The sequence below is a fragment of the Geodermatophilus sp. SYSU D00698 genome (assembly GCF_054050335.1).
Genome location: NZ_JBJGZD010000013.1, coordinates 1 through 17,164, shown reverse-complemented (window position 1 = coordinate 17,164; position 17,164 = coordinate 1). Strand labels below are relative to the sequence as shown.

Here is a 17,164-nt window from a genome sequence, read left to right as displayed (position 1 = left end):
TGCCCGGGACGCGTTCCCGCGACGGTTCTCCCCGGACGGCGCACAGGGCGCCGCAGACGACGGAGGACCCGATGTCCCTCACCACCGCCCCCGCTCCCGCCCGCACCGACCTCGCCGCAGCGGCCGGCGCCCGGCCGGCCGCCTCGATCCGCTCGGTCCGCACGGCCGGGATCGCGGTGACCGCCGGCTCCGCCTCCTGGGCGGCCGCCTGCGCCCTGCTCGGGACCACGCCGCCGGCCGGCACCTGGCAGGCCACGGTGGTCAACCTGACCGCGTTCGCCTTCCAGGTCGGTCTCGTGTTCCTCGTGTCGGCGCAGATGCGCACCGGGGCGATCGGCACCGGCCGGCTGGCCCGGACGCTGCTGCACGTCGAGCACGCGCTGCTCGCGGTGGCGATGGTGTCGTCGCTGATGTGGGCCCTCACGCCCTCGCTCTACGACACCGGCCTCTTCTTCGTGATCGACCTGTTCTGGCCGCTGTCGATGCTCGGCATGGCCGCCATCGGTGTCCGCATCGCGATCGCCGGGCGGTGGACGGGCGTGGCCCGCTACTGGCCGGTGGTCGCCGAGAGCTGGGCGCCGGTCACCGTGCCCACGGCCTTCCTGCTGCCCTCGGTCACCCAGTACGTCGGCGCCGCCCACCTGCTCGTCGGCTACGTGGTCCTGGGGATCGTCCTGGCCACCCGCCCCCACCTGACCGGCGCGCGCTGAACCCGACCGCGGCGCCCCGCCACCCCGTGACCCCGGGTGGCGGGGCGCCGTCGCGTGCGGCGGAGACTTCCCGGGTGACACCTCCTGGCCAGCCGCCGCTCGACCGGCCCCTGCCCGACACCTGGTTCCGTCGCGACCTGCCCGTGCTGCGGGCCATCGCCCGGCTGGTCGACGAGCCGAGGCACGGCGGCGCGCCGTACCTGCTCGGCTCGGTCGTCCCCGGCAGCGGGCTGCCGAAGGCCGACGTCATCGCCGCGGCCAAGGCGCTCGCCGCCGCCGGCTACATCGAGCCGCTGACCAACCACGCCGGTGACATCGTCCGCATCACCGGGATCTCCGCCGAGGCCCGCCGGCTCGCGGGGCTGTGGCCGACCCCGCAGGGGGAGTGGGAGCGGCTGCTGGAGCAGGCGGCCACCCGGGCGGAGAAGGCGCCGACCGACGTCGAGCGGCAGCGCTGGCGGGCCTTCGCCGACGCCGCCCAGGCGGTGGGCCCGGACGCGGGGGCGCTGTTCATGCAGGCGCTCGTCGGCGGCTACGTGCCCCGGGCCCGCTGAACCGGCCCCGGACGCGACAGCGCCCCCGCCCGGCGGACCGGACGGGGGCGCTGACGGAGGCTCAGGCGATCAGAGCGGGGTGACGTTCGCCGCCTGCGGGCCCTTCTGACCCTGCTCGACGTCGAACGAGATGCGCTGCCCCTCGTCGAGCGTGCGGTAACCGCTGGTCTGGATGGCCGAGTAGTGGACGAAGACGTCCGGTCCGCCACCGTCAGGGGTGGCGAAGCCGAACCCCTTCTCCGCGTTGAACCACTTGACAGTTCCTTCGGGCATTGCGCTCGCTCCTAGCTGCGATGGTGCATCGGGGTCCTGCCAGTGCGCAGGGCCTTCCCGACGCGCAGACCATAGCCGTCCCGGCCCCTTCTGGTCGCCCCGGGGCCGCGCGCGTCGGGGCGCGGACCTGCCGGGACCGGTCTTGCGGGAACCCTGCGGTTCTGTGGAGGGAGGGCTGCGGGAGGCCGGTCAGGGTCGTCGGTGCCGGGACGGACCCCGGCCCGCCGACCCGAGGAGCCCGTCATGGAGACCACCGCGCGTCCCGCCGAGCCGCTGGTGCTCGTGGAGCTCGCCGACCTCGACACGGCCGACCTCGACGCCCTGCTGGCCGGGGAGCTGGAGGAGCGCCCGGTCGAGCTCGCCGAGCTGCTCGCCGACGTCCTGCGCTCCACCGGCGCCGCCGCGGCCCTGGCGCACCGCCTGGGCGCGCACGCCGCGCTGCTCGCCGACTGAGCACCCCTCGATCTCGCCGGCCCGACCCGCGCCACGGGGGTGGGGGTCGGGCCGGCGGTCACGACTCGCAGCCGACGCCGTCGTGGTCGCGGTCGAACTTCTCGTCCCAGCCGGGGTCCCCGGGGTGGATGGGAGCCGCCCCGGCGGCGCGGACGGCGTCGCAGTTGGCGTAGCCGACCGAGGTGTCGGGCACCGGCGCGGGCACGGGTGCGGGCGCGGGGGCCGGCGCAGGAGTGGGCGCCGGGGCCGGCGTGGTCGGCCGGGGGGTCGTGGGCACCAGGGCGGTCGGCGCCGCCGTCCGCGGCACGGCGGCGACCACGCCGCCGGGCAGCGGCTCGGCCGGGCAGGTGCTCAGCACGGTGGCGACCGCGTTGCGCTCGGCCCGCGTCATCCAGAGTCCGTAGCTGACCTTCACCGCCACCTGCCGGGCGACGTAGGCGCAGCGGTAGGAGCGGTCCGGCGGCAGCCAGGTCGCGGCGTCGCCGTCGCCCTTCTGCGTGTTCAGCGGCCCGTCGACGGCGAGCAGGTTGAGCGGGTCGTTGGCGAACTGCGCGCGGCGGGCGCCGTCCCACTGCTGGGCGCCCTTCTGCCACGCGTCCGACAGCGCGACGACGTGGTCGATCTGGACGTCGTCGCTGGTGGTCTGCCCGCGCTGGAAGGCGATGGTCCGGCCGGAGTAGGGGTCGTCGAGGGTCCCGGTCACGACGACGCAGTCCCGCGTGCCCGGCTTGAACGTCTCCCCGGTCAGGTCGCGGGCGAGCACGTCGTTGCGGGTGTCGCAGCCGTTCCGGTCGGTGTCCACCCAGCCGTTGCCGAACAGGTCACGGTCGTAGCCGGTGCGCGGCGCCCGGCCCTGCACCGGGACGGCGGCGAGGGCGGCCAGCGCGGTGGTCGGGGCGGCGGACCCGACGGCGTCGTCGGTGGCGTCGTCGGAGAGCAGCCCGGTGGCGGAGTCGACCGCGGGGACGGCGGTCTCGGCGGTCTCGGTCTGCGCCAGCGCGTCCTCGGCGGCCTCGGTGGCGGCCTCCGCGGCGGCGCTCTCCTCGGCCGCGGAGGGGGTGGGCGCGGCCGGGGAGGGGCGCGCGGGGGCCGAGGCGGCGGTCGGTTCGGCGCGCGGCGCCGTCACCCCGCCGACGACGACGGCCGCCAGACCCGCCGCGACCACGGCCCCGCCGACCCGGCGGGAGGCGATGAACGCCCACCGCGCCCGGCCGGTGACGACCGCGCCGAGGCCGACGAGCAGCGCCACGAGACCCAGCGCCAGCAGCCCACCGGGGACGCCCGAGGTCGTGGTCCCGGCGACCACGAGCAGCACGGCGACCGCGGCGACGACGCCGAGGACCGTCCGCTGCCGCCGGGCCCCGGCGGGGACGGGCACCGGCGGGAGGACCGGCGCGGGCGGGAGGAACGGTGCCGGCGCGCGGTCCGCCTCGGCGGAGAAGGCCACCAGGACGTCGAACGGGTCGCTGCCGGCGAAGGGGAACCGGACGTCCACCCGGGTCGGGTCGGCGCCGGGCAGCGCGGCGGCGAAGGCGCGCTCCGCGGGGGAGGGCGAGGTGAGCTGCCGGCCGTCCACCAGGAGCGTGACGCTGCGCCCCGACGGCGCCCGCCGCACCAGGCGCAGCGTGGGCTCGGTCCCCCACGGCTCGGGCGCGACGTCGTAGCCGAGGGCCGCGGCCTTGGACACGACCGCGCGCATCGGCGTCCCCGGGGACCGTCCGGTGTGGTGCCGCAGGACGGCCTCGACGGCAGGGTCGGACGACGACGCCATGTGTGCTCTCCCCGTGGGTGCTCCGGTGCGGCGGCCCGTCATCGTCCGACGAGCGGACCCGTGGGTACAGGAACCGCAGCGGCCCCGGGGCGTGTGGGGTCAGAGGGGCGAGCCGTGACCTCCGCGCGCTGTGTCTCGCCACCGGGCGCGGACCCATCGACCCCGGTGCCGCCCGGTCGTAGCGTTCGAGGTCCCACGGGGGCCGGACAGACGCCGTCGGCGGGGAGGTACGCCATGTTCGCTCAGGTCATCCAGGGCAGGACGACGGACACCGAGGCCGTGTTCTCGGCCGTGGAGGACTGGGTGGCACAGCTGTCGCCCGCCGCGGAGGGGTGGCTCGGCAGCACGACCGGCGTCACCGACGACGGCTGGTTCGTGACCGTCGTCCGCTTCGAGTCGGCCGACGCCGCCCGCCGCAACTCCGACCGTCCCGAGCAGGGCCGGTGGTGGGAGGGGGTCCGGCACCTGTTCGAGGGCGAGCCCGCGTTCCTCGACAGCGAGGACGTGACCGTCGACCTGTTCGGGGACCCGGACCGCGCCGGCTTCGTCCAGGTCATGCAGGGCCAGACCACCGACCTCGAGCGCGCCAGGGAGCTCGTGCGGCAGATGCCGCGGGAGCGGCTGGCCGAGTACCGGCCCGACGTCCTGGCCACCATGCGCATCGGCTCCGACGACGGGCGCTGGGTCCAGGTCACCTGGTTCACGTCGGAGGACGAGGCCCGCGAGGGCGAACGCAGGGAGCCCCCGGCGGAGTGGCGGGAGGTCGTCGAGGAACTGACGCGGCTGGCCAAGGAGCCGCCCACCTACCTCGACCTCCGCGGGCCCCTCCTGCACTCACCCGGCTGAGCCGGCGCCGGGTCCTGGTGCCCTGTCCCCGCCTCTCGGGAGCGGTCTACGTTCGCGGGTGCCGGCTCTCCCGTCCGGACGGTGCGACATGACCGAGCACCAGTACGACGCCGTCGTCGTCGGAGCCCGCTGTGCAGGCTCCGCCACCGCGATGCTGCTGGCCCGCCAGGGCCACCGGGTCCTGGTCGTCGACCGGGCCACCTTCCCCAGTGACACGGTCTCCACCCACCTGGTCCACCCCCCGGGGGTGGCGGCGCTGCAGCGCTGGGGCCTCCTCGACCGGGTCGTCGCCTCGGGGTGTCCGGCGATCGACACCTACGCGTTCGACTTCGGGCACTTCACCCTCGCCGGCGCGCCGGGCACCCCGGAGAGCCCGGTCGCGTACGCCCCGCGGCGGACGGTGCTGGACGAGCTGCTGGTCGAGGCGGCTGCCGAGGCGGGCGCCGAGGTCCGGCAGGGCTTCCCGGTCGACGAGCTGCTCGTCGAGGACGGCGAGGTCGTCGGGGTCCGCGGCCACGGCCGGGACGAGCGCCGCCCGGTCGACGAGCGCGCGCGGGTGGTCGTCGGCGCGGACGGTCTGCACTCGCTCGTGGCCCGGGTCGTCCGCCCGGAGCAGTACCGGGAGCACCCGCCGCTGCTGTGCGGCTACTACGCCTACTGGAGCGGCCTGCCGATGCACGGCCGCTGGGAGGCCTACGACCGTCCGGAGCGGGCCTTCGCCGCGTGGGCCACGAACGACGACCTGACGCTGGTCATCGCCGGGTGGCCGTACCGGGAGTTCCGGGCCAGGAAGCAGGACCTCGAGGGCGCGTACCTGCAGACCCTCGGCCTGGCTCCGTCGTTCGCCGAGCGGCTCCGTGCAGCCACCCGCGAGACCCGCCTCGTCGGTGCGGTCGTGCCGAACTACCTCCGCAAGCCCCACGGGCCCGGCTGGGTCCTGGTGGGCGACGCCGGCTACAACAAGGACTTCGTCACGGCGCAGGGCATCCAGGACGCCTTCCTGGACGCGGAGCTGTGCGCCACCGCGCTGCACGAGAGCCTCACCGGCGGGCGTCCGTTCGACGCCGCCCTGGGCGAGTACCACTCCCGCCGGGACGCACGCGTCCTGCCGATGTACGAGTTCACCCTGCAGTTCGCGTCCCTGGAGCCGGCCCCGCCCGAGCTCCAGCGGTTGCTCGCCGCCGCCGCCGGCAACCGGGAGGCGATGGACCGGTTCGCGCGGGTCAACGCCGGGGTCGAGTCACCTGCCGAGTTCTTCGCGCCGGACAACGTCGCCCGCATCCTGGCCGCGGCCGAGCCGCCACCGGGTCCCCGCACACCGGACGGCCCGGTCGCGGTCGGTTGACCCCGCACCGGCCGGGCCGAGCCCGGTCCGGTCAGGGCTGGTCGAACAGCAGGGAGTCGAGGCCGCGGCGGACGCCGGTCGCCTCGGCCACCCGCCGGACGGCCAGCAGGGTGCCGGCGACGTAGGGGTCCGGGGACTCGCCGGCGTCGTGTCGGATGACCAGTCGCTCCCCGGTGCCGCCGAAGACGACCTCGGTGCTGACCACGAAGCTCGGCAGCCGGACGGAGTGGACGCGGCTGCCGGCCACCTCCGCGCCCCGCGCCTCGACGGGGCCGTGCAGCTCCGGCAGCGGGACGGCGGAGGCCGGCCTGCGGACCGCACCGAGGGCCTCGGCGAGCTGGCGGGCGGTGCCGCTGGGCACGTCGGGCTTGCCGGCGCTCGCGTAGTCGACGATCTCCCAGCGGTCGAGGAGCCCGGCGGCCAGCGTGGCGGCCCGCTGCAGGACCGCTGCCTGGACGGAGAAGTTGCCCGCGGCGATCACCCCGACGCCCCGGTCACGGGCGAGCCGGTCCAGCCGGGTGTAGTCGTCGTCGGTCAGCCCGCTGGAGCCGACGACCGCGTGCACACCGGCCTGCACGGCGGTCCACACGTTCTCCTCGACGGCGGTGGCGCTGGTGTAGTCGACCAGCACGTCGACCTCGGCCGAGTGGAGCGCGTCGGCGACGGATCCGAAGACCCTGCCCTCGCTGCGCGACGCCGTCACCTCCGACAGCGCCCGGCCGGCCGCGGAGCGGGACACCCCCGCGGTGAGGACCAGGTCGTCGGCGGCGTCGACGGCGGCCAGGATCGGCGGCGCGGTCCAGCCGGTCACGCCGGCGAAGCAGACCCGGATCACGGACCGACCCTAGGTCGGCGCCCCGTCGTCCCCCGGCACGAGGCTCCGCGAGGTACGGGTCGTCCCTCGGATCCCTGGAGGAGCACGCCATGAGCACGGTCGAGTACGAGCAGCGGGACGGCGTCGCGCGGATCCGGCTGGCCGACCCGGAGCGGGGCAACCCCCTCACGCCGGCGACGGTCGGGGAGCTGGGCCGCGCGGTGCGCCGGGCCCGCGCCGACGACGTGCACGTCGTGGTGCTCTCCGCCGCCGGCCGGACCTTCAGCGTGGGCGGGGACGTGTCGGCCTTCGCCGCCGCCGAGGACGTCGAGCAGATGGTCGACGACCTGGCCGAGTCGCTGCACCGCGTGGTCAGCGACCTGCACCGGATGGACGCGGTGGTGGTCTCGGTGGTGCAGGGCACCGCGGCCGGAGCCGGGGTGCCGCTGGCCGCGGCGGCCGACCTCGTGCTCGCCGCCGAGTCGGCTCGGTTCACCCTCGCCTACACGCGGATCGGCTTCTCCCCGGACGGCGGCAGCACGCTGCTGACGGCCTCGCTCGGGCTGCACCGGGCGCTGCACCTGGCGCTGCTCAACCCCGTGCTGTCCGCGGACGAGGCGCGGGCCGTGGGCCTGGTGGCCCGGGTCCACCCGGACGCGGAGCTCGACGCCGCCGTCGAGGACGTGGTCGCGACGCTGCGGTCGGGCTCGCGGACGGCGCAGGTGGCCGCCAAGCACCTCCTGCGGGAGACCGCCATCCCCGCCGCGGAGGCGGCGCTGCGCCGCGAGACCCTGTCGATCCGGGCCCGGGCGGCGAGCGCGGACGGGCGGGAGGGCGTGGCGGCCTTCCTGGGGAAGCGCCCGCCGCACTTCCCCAGCAGCACGCCCTGACACCGGCGCAGGGTCCTCCAGCGCAGGGTCCTCCCAGGACGGATCGTCAGCCGGTGACGTCGGCGCGGTGCGAGGTGCGCCCGCCCTCGACGAGGACCTCGGCCCCGCGGAGCGAGCGGATGACGGGGTGACGGCGTCGTCGAGCGGACCCGCGGTCCCGATCCCGGGCCGTCCGTGCGCCGGACGGCCGAGGAGAGGTCCGCGGAGGTCCCCCGGGCGGTCCTGTGCCGGTGCCCGTCCGGTTCAGCCTGTTCCCTCGCCTCGTCCCCAGGGCGGGCGGATGCGTGGCCCCTTGTTGCAGCCCCTCTGCGATGACCTCTCGTGCGGCGCGGTGCGCAACCGCGTGCAGGTGTCCTCCACGTCACCTCGATGTGACGTGAGGCCACCTCGGGGCGAGACTGTGTAAAAGGTCACTTTCGGCCCTTGTTCCCCCGTCGACACTCTGGTTCCCTCATGCGAAGTCGGTCTCGGATGACGCAACAGAGTTGGGGGACGTCATGGAGAACCCGCACGAGCCCGCCTCGCCCCCTTCCCGGCCGAAACGGTCAGGACCCCTCGGGGCGGATCCGACGCCCGGCGGGGGCGCTGCGGCCGGGGAGGACCACCCCACGGTCCACGCCTCGGACGTCACCGTGACCGGGACCCACCCGGCGATCGCGGAGCCGCCGCCCTGCGTCGCCGACCGGCACTGGGCCGTGGACCGGGTCCTGTTCGCCATCGCCGCGGTCATGGCGCTGGGCTTCGTCGTCTGGGGTTTCGCCACCCCGACGGGCCTCGGCACCGCGAGCGGTTCGGTCCTGGACTGGATCACCGGCAACCTCGGCTGGCTGTTCGTGCTGCTGGCGTCGGCGTTCGTCATCTACGTGATCTGGCTGGCGGCCGGCAAGTACGGGCGGATCCCGCTGGGGCGCGACGACGAGCGGCCGGAATTCCGGACGATCTCGTGGATCGCGATGATGTTCAGCGCGGGCATGGGGATCGGCCTGATGTTCTTCGGGGTCGCCGAGCCGCTGTCGCACTACGTCTCCCCACCGCCGCTCACGACCGAGGCCGGGTCGTCCGAGGCGATCCAGACGGCGATGGCGACCACGCTGTTCCACTGGACGCTGCACCCGTGGGCGATGTACGCCGTCGTCGGGCTGGCGATCGCCTACGGCACCTTCCGGAAGGGCCGCCGGCAGCTGATCAGCTCCGCCTTCATCCCGCTGCTCGGCCGGCGGCGGGCCGAGGGGCCGGCCGGCCGGGTCATCGACGTCCTGGCCATCTTCGCCACGCTGTTCGGCTCGGCGGCCTCCCTCGGCCTGGGCGCGCTGCAGATCGGCAGCGGGGTGGAGATCCTGGGCTGGGCCGGCGACGTGGGCAACGGCGTCCTGGTCGGGATCATCGCGGTGCTGACCGCGGCGTTCGTCGCCTCGGCGGTCTCCGGCATCGAGCGCGGGATCCAGTGGCTGTCCAACACCAACATGGTCCTGGCCCTGGTCCTCGCCGTGTTCGTCTTCGTCCTCGGGCCGACGATCTTCATCCTCAACCTGATCCCCGACGCGGTCGGCAGCTACTTCTCCGACCTCGGCGAGATGGCCGCGCGCACCGAGGCCACGGGTGGCGATCCCATGGCCACCTGGCTGCGGGGCTGGACGGTCTTCTACTGGGCCTGGTGGATCAGCTGGACACCGTTCGTCGGGTTGTTCATCGCCCGCATCAGCCGCGGCCGCACCATCCGGCAGTTCGTCACCGGCGTGCTGCTCGTCCCCAGCCTGGTCAGCCTGCTGTGGTTCGCCGTCTTCGGCGGGGCGGGGATCGCCGCCCAGCGCGACGGCGTCGACGTCGCCGGTCAGGGCACGACGGAGGGCCAGCTGTTCTCCGTCCTGGAGCAGTACCCCCTGGCCACCGCCGCGACCGTGCTCGTGATGGTCCTCGTGGCGATCTTCTTCGTGTCCGGTGCGGACGCGGCCTCGATCGTCATGGGTTCGCTCTCGCAGCGCGGCACCCTGGAGCCGAGCCGCTGGGTCGTCGTCTTCTGGGGCGTGGTGATGGGCTCGGTGGCAGCGATCATGCTGCTGCTGGGAGAGGACGGGGCCGCGCTGACGGGGCTGCAGAACCTGACCATCATCGCGGCGCTGCCGTTCGCCCTGGTGATGGCGGCGATGGCGGTGAGTCTGGTCAAGGACCTCCGCCACGACCCCATCGTGCTGCGCGGCAACTACGCCTCCCTGGCGATCGAGCAGGCCGTCGTCGACGGCATCAGCCGCCACGGCGACGACTTCGTCCTGGTCGTGGAGAAGACGCCGAACCCGCCGTCGGACACCGCGGCCGGGGCGGGACATCCGCCGCTCGGGAACCCGGAGGTCACCGGCCAGCCGTTGGTCAGTCCGGGCGGCAACTTCGTGGCACCTGCAGGAGGTGACCCGTCCGTCCCCGCGCAGGGCCAACCCAGGGCGGAGGCGATGGGCCGGCCGTCGGATCCGCGCCCCTAGCGCCCCGGCCGGCAGGGGGAGCCTCCCGGCGCGCCGGAGCTGCTGCGGTCGCTCCGGTGCCGGGGGTCCCCTGCGTCGGGTCAGCCGGGGGGCTGGGCCGGGCGCACCTGACCGGCGAGCCAGCCGGCCGCCGTCCGCCGCGCACGGTGCAGCGGGTCGCCGGTGTCCAGCCCCGGTGTGGCCGCCTGGCGTGCGAGGCGGGCCAGCGCTCCGTCGTAGAGGGCCAGCAGGCCGTCGGCGATCCCGGTGGGGTCCCCGACGCCGGCGGCCTCGGCGAGGTCGTGGAGCCGCTCGGTCAACAGCCGGGAGTCGGCGGCCAGCCACTGCCGGCCGGGATGGCCCGGCGCCAGCTCGACGGCCGCGGCGAGGAACGCGCAACCGCGGCGGGTGCCCTCGACCTCGCGGTAGCGCACCACCGCGTCGAAGACCGACAGCAGCCGGTCGACCGGGTCGGTCCGCTCGTCGAGGACCTCGTCCCAGATCTCCCGCCACTGGGCGAAGCGCTGTTCGAGATAGGCCGCCACCAACCCGTCCTTGCCGGAGAAGTGTGCGTACAGGGTCGCCGGTGAGACCCGCGCCCGGGCCAGGACGGCGTCCACCCCGGTCGCGGCGATGCCGGACTCGTAGAAGAGCTCGCCGGCGGCGTCGAGCAGCCGCTGCCGGGCCGGTCGGCTCGCGGCGTTCCCGGACACGGACCTAGCATAACGACCGTTATGCTGAAACGATCGTTACAGCCGATCCCCGGCACGCGAGCGCCGCACGTGCTGGTGGTCAGCGGGCTGGCCGTGATCGCCGTGACCTACGGCCTGACCCGGTACGGCTTCGGCCTCTACCTGCCGCAGTTCCGCGCCGACCTGGGGCTGACCTCCGGCGCCGCCGGCGGCATCGCCGCGGGCAGCTATCTCGCCTACTGCGTCGCCGCCGCCCTGGGTCTGTACCTCGTCGACCGTGGTCGGGCCCGTCGGGCCCTGTGGTCGGCGGGGGTCAGTGCCGCCGGGGGTGCGCTGGTGGTCGCCGCCGCGGAGGCGACGCCGGTCCTGGCGATCGGGGCACTGGTCGCCGGCAGCGGAGCAGGAGCCGCCAGTCCGGCGCTGGTGGCCGCCGTGGCCCGGACGGTGCCGCCGTCCGCGGAGCCCCGGTCGCAGGCGGTGGTGAACAGCGGCACCGGGGCCGGGGTGCTGGCAGGGGGCGTGGTGGTCCTCGCCTGGCCGGCGGAGTGGCGGTGGGCGTGGCTCGGCTTCGCCGGTGGTGCGCTGCTCGTGACCTGGTGGGTCGACCGATCCGCGTGCTGGTCACCCCCGGTCGACCCCGGCCGGCCGGGCTCCGGCCTGCGGCCGCTGCGCCTCGTCCGCCCGCTGACCGCTGGGCTGCTCGCCGGGGCCGGCGGGGCGGGGGTCTGGACCTTCGGCCCGGACGTGACGACCCGGAGCGGACTGTCTCCCCAGGTCACCGGGCTGTTGTGGTGCCTGCTCGGTGCAGCCGCCCTCCTCGGCGGCCTGAGCGGGAGCGCCGTGCGCCGAGCCGGCCCGGCCGCCGCCTGGCGGGTCGCGGCGGCGATCACCGCCACCGGCACGGTGCTGCTCGCCTGGTGGCCGGGCTCCGGTGTGGTCGCCGCCGGGGCGCTGGCGCTGTTCGGCTGCGGCTTCGTGGCCCTGAGCGGCGTGCTGATCGCCTGGGGCGGCCGACTGGCGCCCGAGGCGCCCGCACAGGCCACGGCTCTGCTGTTCATCGCGCTGACCACCGGTCAGGCAGCCGGTGCCGCCCTCCTCGGCGCGCTCGCCGACGCCGCCGGTGCACCGGTCACCTTCGTCGCCGCCGCGGGCCTGCTGGCGACCGCCGCGCTCGCGGCTCCCCGCGATCGTCGCCGGACGCCACCGGCCGCGCGGTCAGGAGGCCGCCGGCACCGATGAGCGCAGTTGCCGGCGCCACCGGGTGAACGGGCGGGGTTTGTTCATCCCGAGGACGGCCACGGGGTGCCCGTCACGCTCGTAGACCACCAGGAAGCTGCGGTCGGCACAGCTGCCCTCCACCACCCGGGCGACGTCCCCCTCGCGGCGCCAACCGGCGAACTGGATGCGGGCGCCGTACTGGTCGGACCAGAAGTAGGGCACGGGCGTCGGCGCGGGCCCCTGGGTGCCCAGCAGGGTGGCGGTCGCGGTGGCCGGCTGCTCGAGCGCGTGGGTCCAGTGCTCGGTGCGGACGTGCCGCTCCGCGGCGACCGACCACGTCGCGGCGCAGTCACCGACCGCGACCACGCCGGGGACGTCGGTCGCGCCGCGTGCGTCGGTGAGGACGCCGTTCCCCAGGGCCACGCCGGAGCCGGCCAGCCACTCGGTGTTCGGGACGGCGCCGATGCCCACGACCACCACGTCGGCTGGCAGGCGTGTGCCGTCGGTCAGCTCGACCGCCTCGACCCTGCCGGTGCCGACCAGCGCGGCGACCCCGGTGCCGACCAGCAGGCGCGTGCCGTGGTCGGCGTGCAGCCCGGCGCAGACCGCGCCCATCTCCGTGCCCAGCGGGCGGGCCAGGGGAACGGGCTGGGTCTCGACGACGGTGACGTCGAGACCCAGCGTGCGGGCGGTGGAGGCGACCTCGGCCCCGATGAAGCCGGCGCCGATCACCACCAGACGGCCGCCGGCGGCGAGGTCCTCCCGCAGGGCGATCGCGTCGTCCAGGGAGCGCAGCACGTGCACGCCGTCCAGGCGCCGGCTGCCGGGGAGGTGCCGGGCGCGGGCGCCCGTGGCGAGGACGACGCCGTCGGCCCGGACCTCGCTGCCGTCGGCCAGCAGCACCGAGCGGCCGAGGCGGTCCAGGCCGACCGCCGTGGTGCGCAGCCGCCACTCGAGGCCGAGGTCCTCGTCGTCCGGTCCGCCCAGGGCGATGTCGTCCAGGGAGGCGGTGCCGGCCAGGAACTCCTTGGACAGGGGAGGGCGGTCGTAGGGGGCGTGCACCTCGTCGCCGATGACCACGATGCGCCCGTCGTAGGACTGCTCACGCAGTGCCCGGGCAGCGGAGAGGCCGGCCAGGGAGGCCCCGACGACGGCGACGGTCGAGCTCACGCGGCCCCCTCCGCGGCGGTGCCGGGCTGCACGAAGAGCATGCCGTCGGCCACGACGACCCGGTGCGTGCGGACCGCCGTCTTGGCCGGCGGGCCGGACACCTTCCCGGTGCGCAGGTCGAAGCAGGAGGCGTGCAGCGGGCACTCCACCGCGCAGCCGTCCAGCCAGCCGTCGGCCAGCGAGGCGTCCTGGTGGGTGCACGTGTCGTCGATCGCGTAGAACTCGCCGTCGACGTTGAAGACGGCGATGGGCTCCTCGGCCTCTACGCGGATCGCCTCACCAGGCGGCAGCGCGGTGGTGGGGCAGACCGGGATCATGAGCGCTCCAGGCTGTCGGTGTTGCGGATGTCGCAACGCTCTGCCGATGGCGCAACAGCATGGTCGTTGCGGGCAGCTCCGTCAAGAGGCGGGTCGACCCTGCGGTCCGCCACCTACGCTGAGGTCATGAGCGGGCCGCGGGAAGAGAGCGCAGAGCGGGGCGCGGTCGCCGTCGTCCAGTCCGTGGACCGGGCCCTGAGCGTCCTGGAGATCCTCGCGGCCCAGGGGGAGGCCGGCGTCACCGACATCGCCGCCGAACTGGGCGTGCACAAGTCCACGGCGTTCCGGCTGGTGGCGGCGCTGGAGAGCCGGGGCTTCGTCGAGCAGTTGGCCGACCGCGGCAAGTACCGGCTGGGCTTCGGCGTCGTGCGCCTGGCCGGCGCGGCCGCCGCGCAGCTGGACATCGCCCGGGAGGGGCGGCCGATCTGCCAGACGCTGGCCGCCGACCTGGGGGAGACCGTCAACATCGCCATCCTGGACGGCGACCGGGCGGTGAACGTCAGCCAGGCGCGGGGGCCGGCGGCGCTCAGCACGCACAACTGGGTGGGACAGGGCACCCCGCTGCACGCGACGTCGAGCGGCAAGGTCCTCCTGGCCCACGCGCCCGACGACGTCCGCAAGGGCGTCCTCTCCCGGGAGTTGCCGCGTTACACCGCCACCACGGTCACCGACCCCGAGGTGCTGCGGCAGGACCTGGACCGGATCGTCGGGCAGGGCTGGGGCTCCACCGTCGAGGAGTACGAGGGCGGGCTCAACGCCGTCGCCGCGCCCGTTCGGGGGGCGGACGGGGACGTGGTCGCCGCCCTCAGCGTCTCGGGGCCGTCCTTCCGGATGGACCCGGAGGACTACCCGAGGCTCGCCCGGCGAGTGGTGTCGGGCGCCGACGAGCTGAGCCGGAGGCTGGGCTTCTTCGGTCAGCGCCGCTGACCGGGCGGAGGTCGGGCCGCCCCGGGTCGGGGTGGGCCAGGTCGCCGCGTGCCCCTGACAGGAAGGGCGTGGGGCACCGGCGGGCACGCGACGTCCCGCCCGTGGTGCCGGGGGTGCTCCCGTGGATTCGGGCCTTCTGCCCAGGGAGACTGTTGCGCCTAGCGCGATCCGCTGAATAGTGTGCAACACCTCGGTCGTCAGGAGCCGGCTGGCGGGCGACCGTGGCTCGTCGCGGACGCTGCGTCGTGCGACGTCCGGCGTGTCCTCCACACCGCATCGCCCGACGGAACCCCGAGGTGCCGTATGACCACCACCGACCAGCCCGCGAGCCTCATCTCCACGTTGCCGGGGCACTACTACACCGATCCCGCCGTCTTCGCGCTCGAGCAGTCCCGCGTCTTCGAGGACATGTGGTTCTGCGTGGTCCGCTCGAGTGACCTGCCGACGCCCGGCTCCTTCCAGAAGGTCCAGGTGGGTCGGGAGAGCGTGCTCGTCGTCCGCAGTCGGGACGGAGGCCTGCGCGCGTTCCTCAACGTCTGCCGGCACCGCGGTGCGCAGATCTGCACGGAGGACTCGGGTGCGGTCAAGCGTGCGTTCCAGTGCCCGTACCACGCCTGGACCTACGACCTCGAGGGCAAGCTGATCGCGGCGCCCAACCTGACGAAGATGCCCGACATCGACCGCGTGGAGTACGGCCTGGTGCCGGTGGCGCTGCGCGAGTGGCTGGGCTATGCGTGGGTGTGCCTGGCGAAGGAGCCCCCGTCGTTCGAGGACGACGTCGTCCGAGACGTCGCGGAGCGCCTCGGGAGCGCGGAGACGATCGACCGGTACGACCTCGACTCGCTGTCCGTGGGGCGCCGCATCACCTACGACGTCCGGGCGAACTGGAAGCTCATCATCGAGAACTTCATGGAGTGCTACCACTGCGCGACGATCCACCCGGAGCTCACCGAGGTGCTCCCCGAGTTCGCCGACGGCTACGCCGCGCAGTTCTTCGTCGGGCACGGCGCGGAGTTCGGTGAGGAGGTCCAGGGCTTCACCGTCGACGGCAGCGAGGGTTTCGACCGGCTCCCGGGCGTCGCCGAGGACCAGGACCGTCGCTACTACGCCATCACGGTCAAGCCGACGGTCTTCGTCAACCTGGTCCCCGACCACGTCATCTTCCACCGCATGTTCCCGGTCTCGGCGGACCGGACGATCGTGGTGTGCGACTGGCTGTACTCCCACGAGGTGGTGGAGTCGGGCAGGGACGTGACACGGTCGGTGGAGCTGTTCCACCGGGTCAACGAGCAGGACTTCGCCGCCTGCGAGCGGACCCAGCCGGCGATGTCCTCCCGCGCCTATGCCGACGGCGGCGTCCTCGTGCCCTCCGAGCACCACATCGGGCTCTTCCACGAGTGGCTGGTGCAGCGCCTGTCCGGCTGAGCCCCTCGTGGTGCGTCGGGTGCGGTGGTGCCACGACGCGCGCGTACCGGACACCGGGCCGGCGGCGTCCGGTGCTGACCCGTGTCCGTGGGGAGAGGCGGGCCAGCCGGTCCTGGCGCCACGCTCCCGTCCGCGCCACCTCGTCGAACGTGGAGGAGTGGAAGCCCTGCAGGTCGTGCTCGGGACTCCCAAGGGCGGGGGCGAGACCTCCGACGAACCGGTCCGGCCGGTGACCGCGGGGCAGGGAGGAGCGCCGGAACACGCTGTGCTGCTCCGACAGGAACCGGGCCGACTGCCCGAGACCCGGCCGGTCCGAGATGGGCACCAGCTCCCGGCGGGTCACCGCACCGGGGAGGCCGATCCGGATCGGCAGGTCGACGCCCCGCCGCGCGACCTGCCGTGCCCAGGCCGTCGTCGCGGCGGGGAGGCACAGCTGGGTGACGACGTGGGTGGCGTGTGGGGCCTTCCGCCCGAGGGCGCGCTCGACCAGCGCCGTGTCGATGTGGCGGTGCCCCTCGGGACAGCCGCCGATCCCCACGTGCCGGGAGGAGTGGCCGGCGGTCTCCGGCGCTCCAGCAGGCCGAGGGCGTCGGGGCCGTCCGGGATCTCGACGGACACGGCCTGCCCCCGTGGCGAGGGGGGTCTCCCCGCCGTGGCCGGCCGTGACGCCCGCGTCCTCGGGGAGCCCGCGAGCCCGCTCACCCGTCCAACACCACCACGGAGCGCAGCACCTCGCCGTTCTGCATCTTCTCGAACGCGGCCTCGACGTCGTCGATGCCGACGGTCTCGCTGACGAAGTCCTCCAGCGGGAAGCGGCCCTGCCGGTAGAGGTCGACCAGCATCGGGAAGTCCCGCGAGGGCAGGCAGTCGCCGTACCAGGAGGACTTCAGCGCCCCGCCGCGGCCGAACAGCTCGATCATCGGCAGGGTGAGCTGCATGTCCGGGGTCGGAACGCCGACCAGCACCACCCGGCCGGCCAGGTCGCGGGCGTAGAAGGCCTGCTCGAACACCTCCGGGCGGCCGACCGCGTCGATCGCGACGTCCACGCCGAACCCGCCGGTGACCCCCCTGATCGCCTCGACGGCGTCGGTCTGCCGGGAGTTGACGGTGTGGGTGGCGCCGAACCGCTCCGCCCACGCCAGCTTCCGGTCGTCGACGTCGACGGCGACGATCGTCGTCGCGCCGACCAGCCTCGCTCCGGCGATCGCGGCGTTGCCGACGCCGCCGCAGCCGAACACCGCCACCGACTCCCCCCGCTGCACCCCGCCGGTGTTGATCGCCGCGCCCACCCCGGCCATCACGCCGC

Annotated in this window: 17 protein-coding genes; 10 read left to right on the top strand and 7 right to left on the bottom strand. The window is 74.9% G+C overall.

Features of this window, described 5'->3' with window-relative positions:
* Window positions 1–71: 71 nt before the first annotated feature.
* Window positions 72–710, top strand: coding sequence for a hypothetical protein (locus ACI8AB_RS13220; RefSeq protein ID WP_456950488.1), 639 nt, complete (start codon window positions 72–74; stop codon window positions 708–710).
* A 74-nt stretch (window positions 711–784) separates the two neighbouring features.
* Window positions 785–1,264 carry a hypothetical protein gene (locus ACI8AB_RS13215; protein WP_387990929.1) on the top strand — a complete coding sequence of 160 codons (480 nt, stop codon included), beginning with the start codon at window positions 785–787 and terminating at the stop codon, window positions 1,262–1,264.
* A gap of 69 nt (window positions 1,265–1,333) precedes the next feature.
* On the opposite strand, the gene ACI8AB_RS13210 is transcribed toward ACI8AB_RS13215, so the two are convergent.
* The gene (locus ACI8AB_RS13210; protein WP_387990932.1) at window positions 1,334–1,537 is read right to left on the bottom strand and encodes a cold-shock protein; all 204 of its coding nucleotides are present in this window, start codon (window positions 1,535–1,537) and stop codon (window positions 1,334–1,336) included.
* 243 nt (window positions 1,538–1,780) lie between these two features.
* On the opposite strand from ACI8AB_RS13210, the gene ACI8AB_RS13205 reads away from it, so the two are divergent.
* Complete coding sequence (locus ACI8AB_RS13205) at window positions 1,781–1,990, top strand: hypothetical protein (protein WP_387990935.1); 210 nt, start codon at window positions 1,781–1,783, stop codon at window positions 1,988–1,990.
* Window positions 1,991–2,048: 58 nt separating this feature from the next.
* Here the strand turns inward: ACI8AB_RS13205 and ACI8AB_RS13200 are convergent, their stop codons facing one another.
* Window positions 2,049–3,761, bottom strand: coding sequence for a GmrSD restriction endonuclease domain-containing protein (locus ACI8AB_RS13200; protein WP_456950487.1), 1,713 nt, complete (start codon window positions 3,759–3,761; stop codon window positions 2,049–2,051).
* Between the two features lie 234 nt (window positions 3,762–3,995).
* On the opposite strand from ACI8AB_RS13200, the gene ACI8AB_RS13195 reads away from it, so the two are divergent.
* Entirely contained in the window at window positions 3,996–4,607 is a 612-nt protein-coding gene (locus tag ACI8AB_RS13195; RefSeq protein ID WP_456950486.1) for a hypothetical protein, read from the top strand.
* Window positions 4,608–4,695: 88 nt separating this feature from the next.
* On the top strand, window positions 4,696–5,952 hold the full coding sequence (locus ACI8AB_RS13190) for an NAD(P)/FAD-dependent oxidoreductase (RefSeq protein ID WP_456950485.1): 1,257 nt from the start codon (window positions 4,696–4,698) through the stop codon (window positions 5,950–5,952).
* A gap of 31 nt (window positions 5,953–5,983) precedes the next feature.
* Here the strand turns inward: ACI8AB_RS13190 and dapB are convergent, their stop codons facing one another.
* Entirely contained in the window at window positions 5,984–6,787 is an 804-nt protein-coding gene (gene dapB, locus ACI8AB_RS13185) for a 4-hydroxy-tetrahydrodipicolinate reductase (RefSeq protein ID WP_456950484.1), read from the bottom strand.
* An 89-nt stretch (window positions 6,788–6,876) separates the two neighbouring features.
* Between dapB and ACI8AB_RS13180 the strand changes: the two genes are divergently transcribed.
* Together ACI8AB_RS13180 and ACI8AB_RS13175 are read left to right on the top strand one after the other, a co-directional pair.
* The gene (locus ACI8AB_RS13180; RefSeq protein ID WP_456950483.1) at window positions 6,877–7,656 is read left to right on the top strand and encodes an enoyl-CoA hydratase-related protein; all 780 of its coding nucleotides are present in this window, start codon (window positions 6,877–6,879) and stop codon (window positions 7,654–7,656) included.
* Between the two features lie 632 nt (window positions 7,657–8,288).
* Window positions 8,289–10,130, top strand: coding sequence for a BCCT family transporter (locus tag ACI8AB_RS13175; RefSeq protein WP_456950482.1), 1,842 nt, complete (start codon window positions 8,289–8,291; stop codon window positions 10,128–10,130).
* An 80-nt stretch (window positions 10,131–10,210) separates the two neighbouring features.
* Here the strand turns inward: ACI8AB_RS13175 and ACI8AB_RS13170 are convergent, their stop codons facing one another.
* Entirely contained in the window at window positions 10,211–10,822 is a 612-nt protein-coding gene (locus ACI8AB_RS13170; protein ID WP_456950481.1) for a TetR/AcrR family transcriptional regulator, read from the bottom strand.
* Between the two features lie 69 nt (window positions 10,823–10,891).
* Here ACI8AB_RS13170 and ACI8AB_RS13165 point away from each other — a divergent pair, with 69 nt between their 5' ends.
* Entirely contained in the window at window positions 10,892–12,040 is a 1,149-nt protein-coding gene (locus tag ACI8AB_RS13165; protein ID WP_456950480.1) for an MFS transporter, read from the top strand.
* Here ACI8AB_RS13165 and ACI8AB_RS13160 read toward each other — a convergent pair.
* Window positions 12,017–13,189 (bottom strand): NAD(P)/FAD-dependent oxidoreductase, encoded by a 1,173-nt coding sequence (locus ACI8AB_RS13160; RefSeq protein ID WP_456950479.1) that lies wholly within the window; start codon window positions 13,187–13,189, stop codon window positions 12,017–12,019. The two genes, ACI8AB_RS13165 and ACI8AB_RS13160, sit on opposite strands and share 24 nt — an antisense overlap.
* A complete protein-coding gene (locus ACI8AB_RS13155) occupies window positions 13,186–13,506 on the bottom strand; it encodes a bifunctional 3-phenylpropionate/cinnamic acid dioxygenase ferredoxin subunit (protein ID WP_387991025.1) in 321 nt (106 codons plus the stop codon). Before ACI8AB_RS13155 ends, ACI8AB_RS13160 begins: the two co-directional genes overlap by 4 nt.
* Before the next feature lie 126 nt (window positions 13,507–13,632).
* Between ACI8AB_RS13155 and ACI8AB_RS13150 the strand changes: the two genes are divergently transcribed.
* Both ACI8AB_RS13150 and ACI8AB_RS13145 read left to right on the top strand, forming a co-directional pair.
* Window positions 13,633–14,433, top strand: coding sequence for an IclR family transcriptional regulator (locus tag ACI8AB_RS13150; RefSeq protein WP_456950478.1), 801 nt, complete (start codon window positions 13,633–13,635; stop codon window positions 14,431–14,433).
* A gap of 303 nt (window positions 14,434–14,736) precedes the next feature.
* The gene (locus tag ACI8AB_RS13145; RefSeq protein ID WP_456950477.1) at window positions 14,737–15,858 is read left to right on the top strand and encodes an aromatic ring-hydroxylating oxygenase subunit alpha; all 1,122 of its coding nucleotides are present in this window, start codon (window positions 14,737–14,739) and stop codon (window positions 15,856–15,858) included.
* A gap of 698 nt (window positions 15,859–16,556) precedes the next feature.
* On the opposite strand, the gene ACI8AB_RS13140 is transcribed toward ACI8AB_RS13145, so the two are convergent.
* On the bottom strand, window positions 16,557–17,164 hold a 608-nt coding region (locus ACI8AB_RS13140), incomplete at its 5' end, for a zinc-binding dehydrogenase (protein ID WP_456950476.1).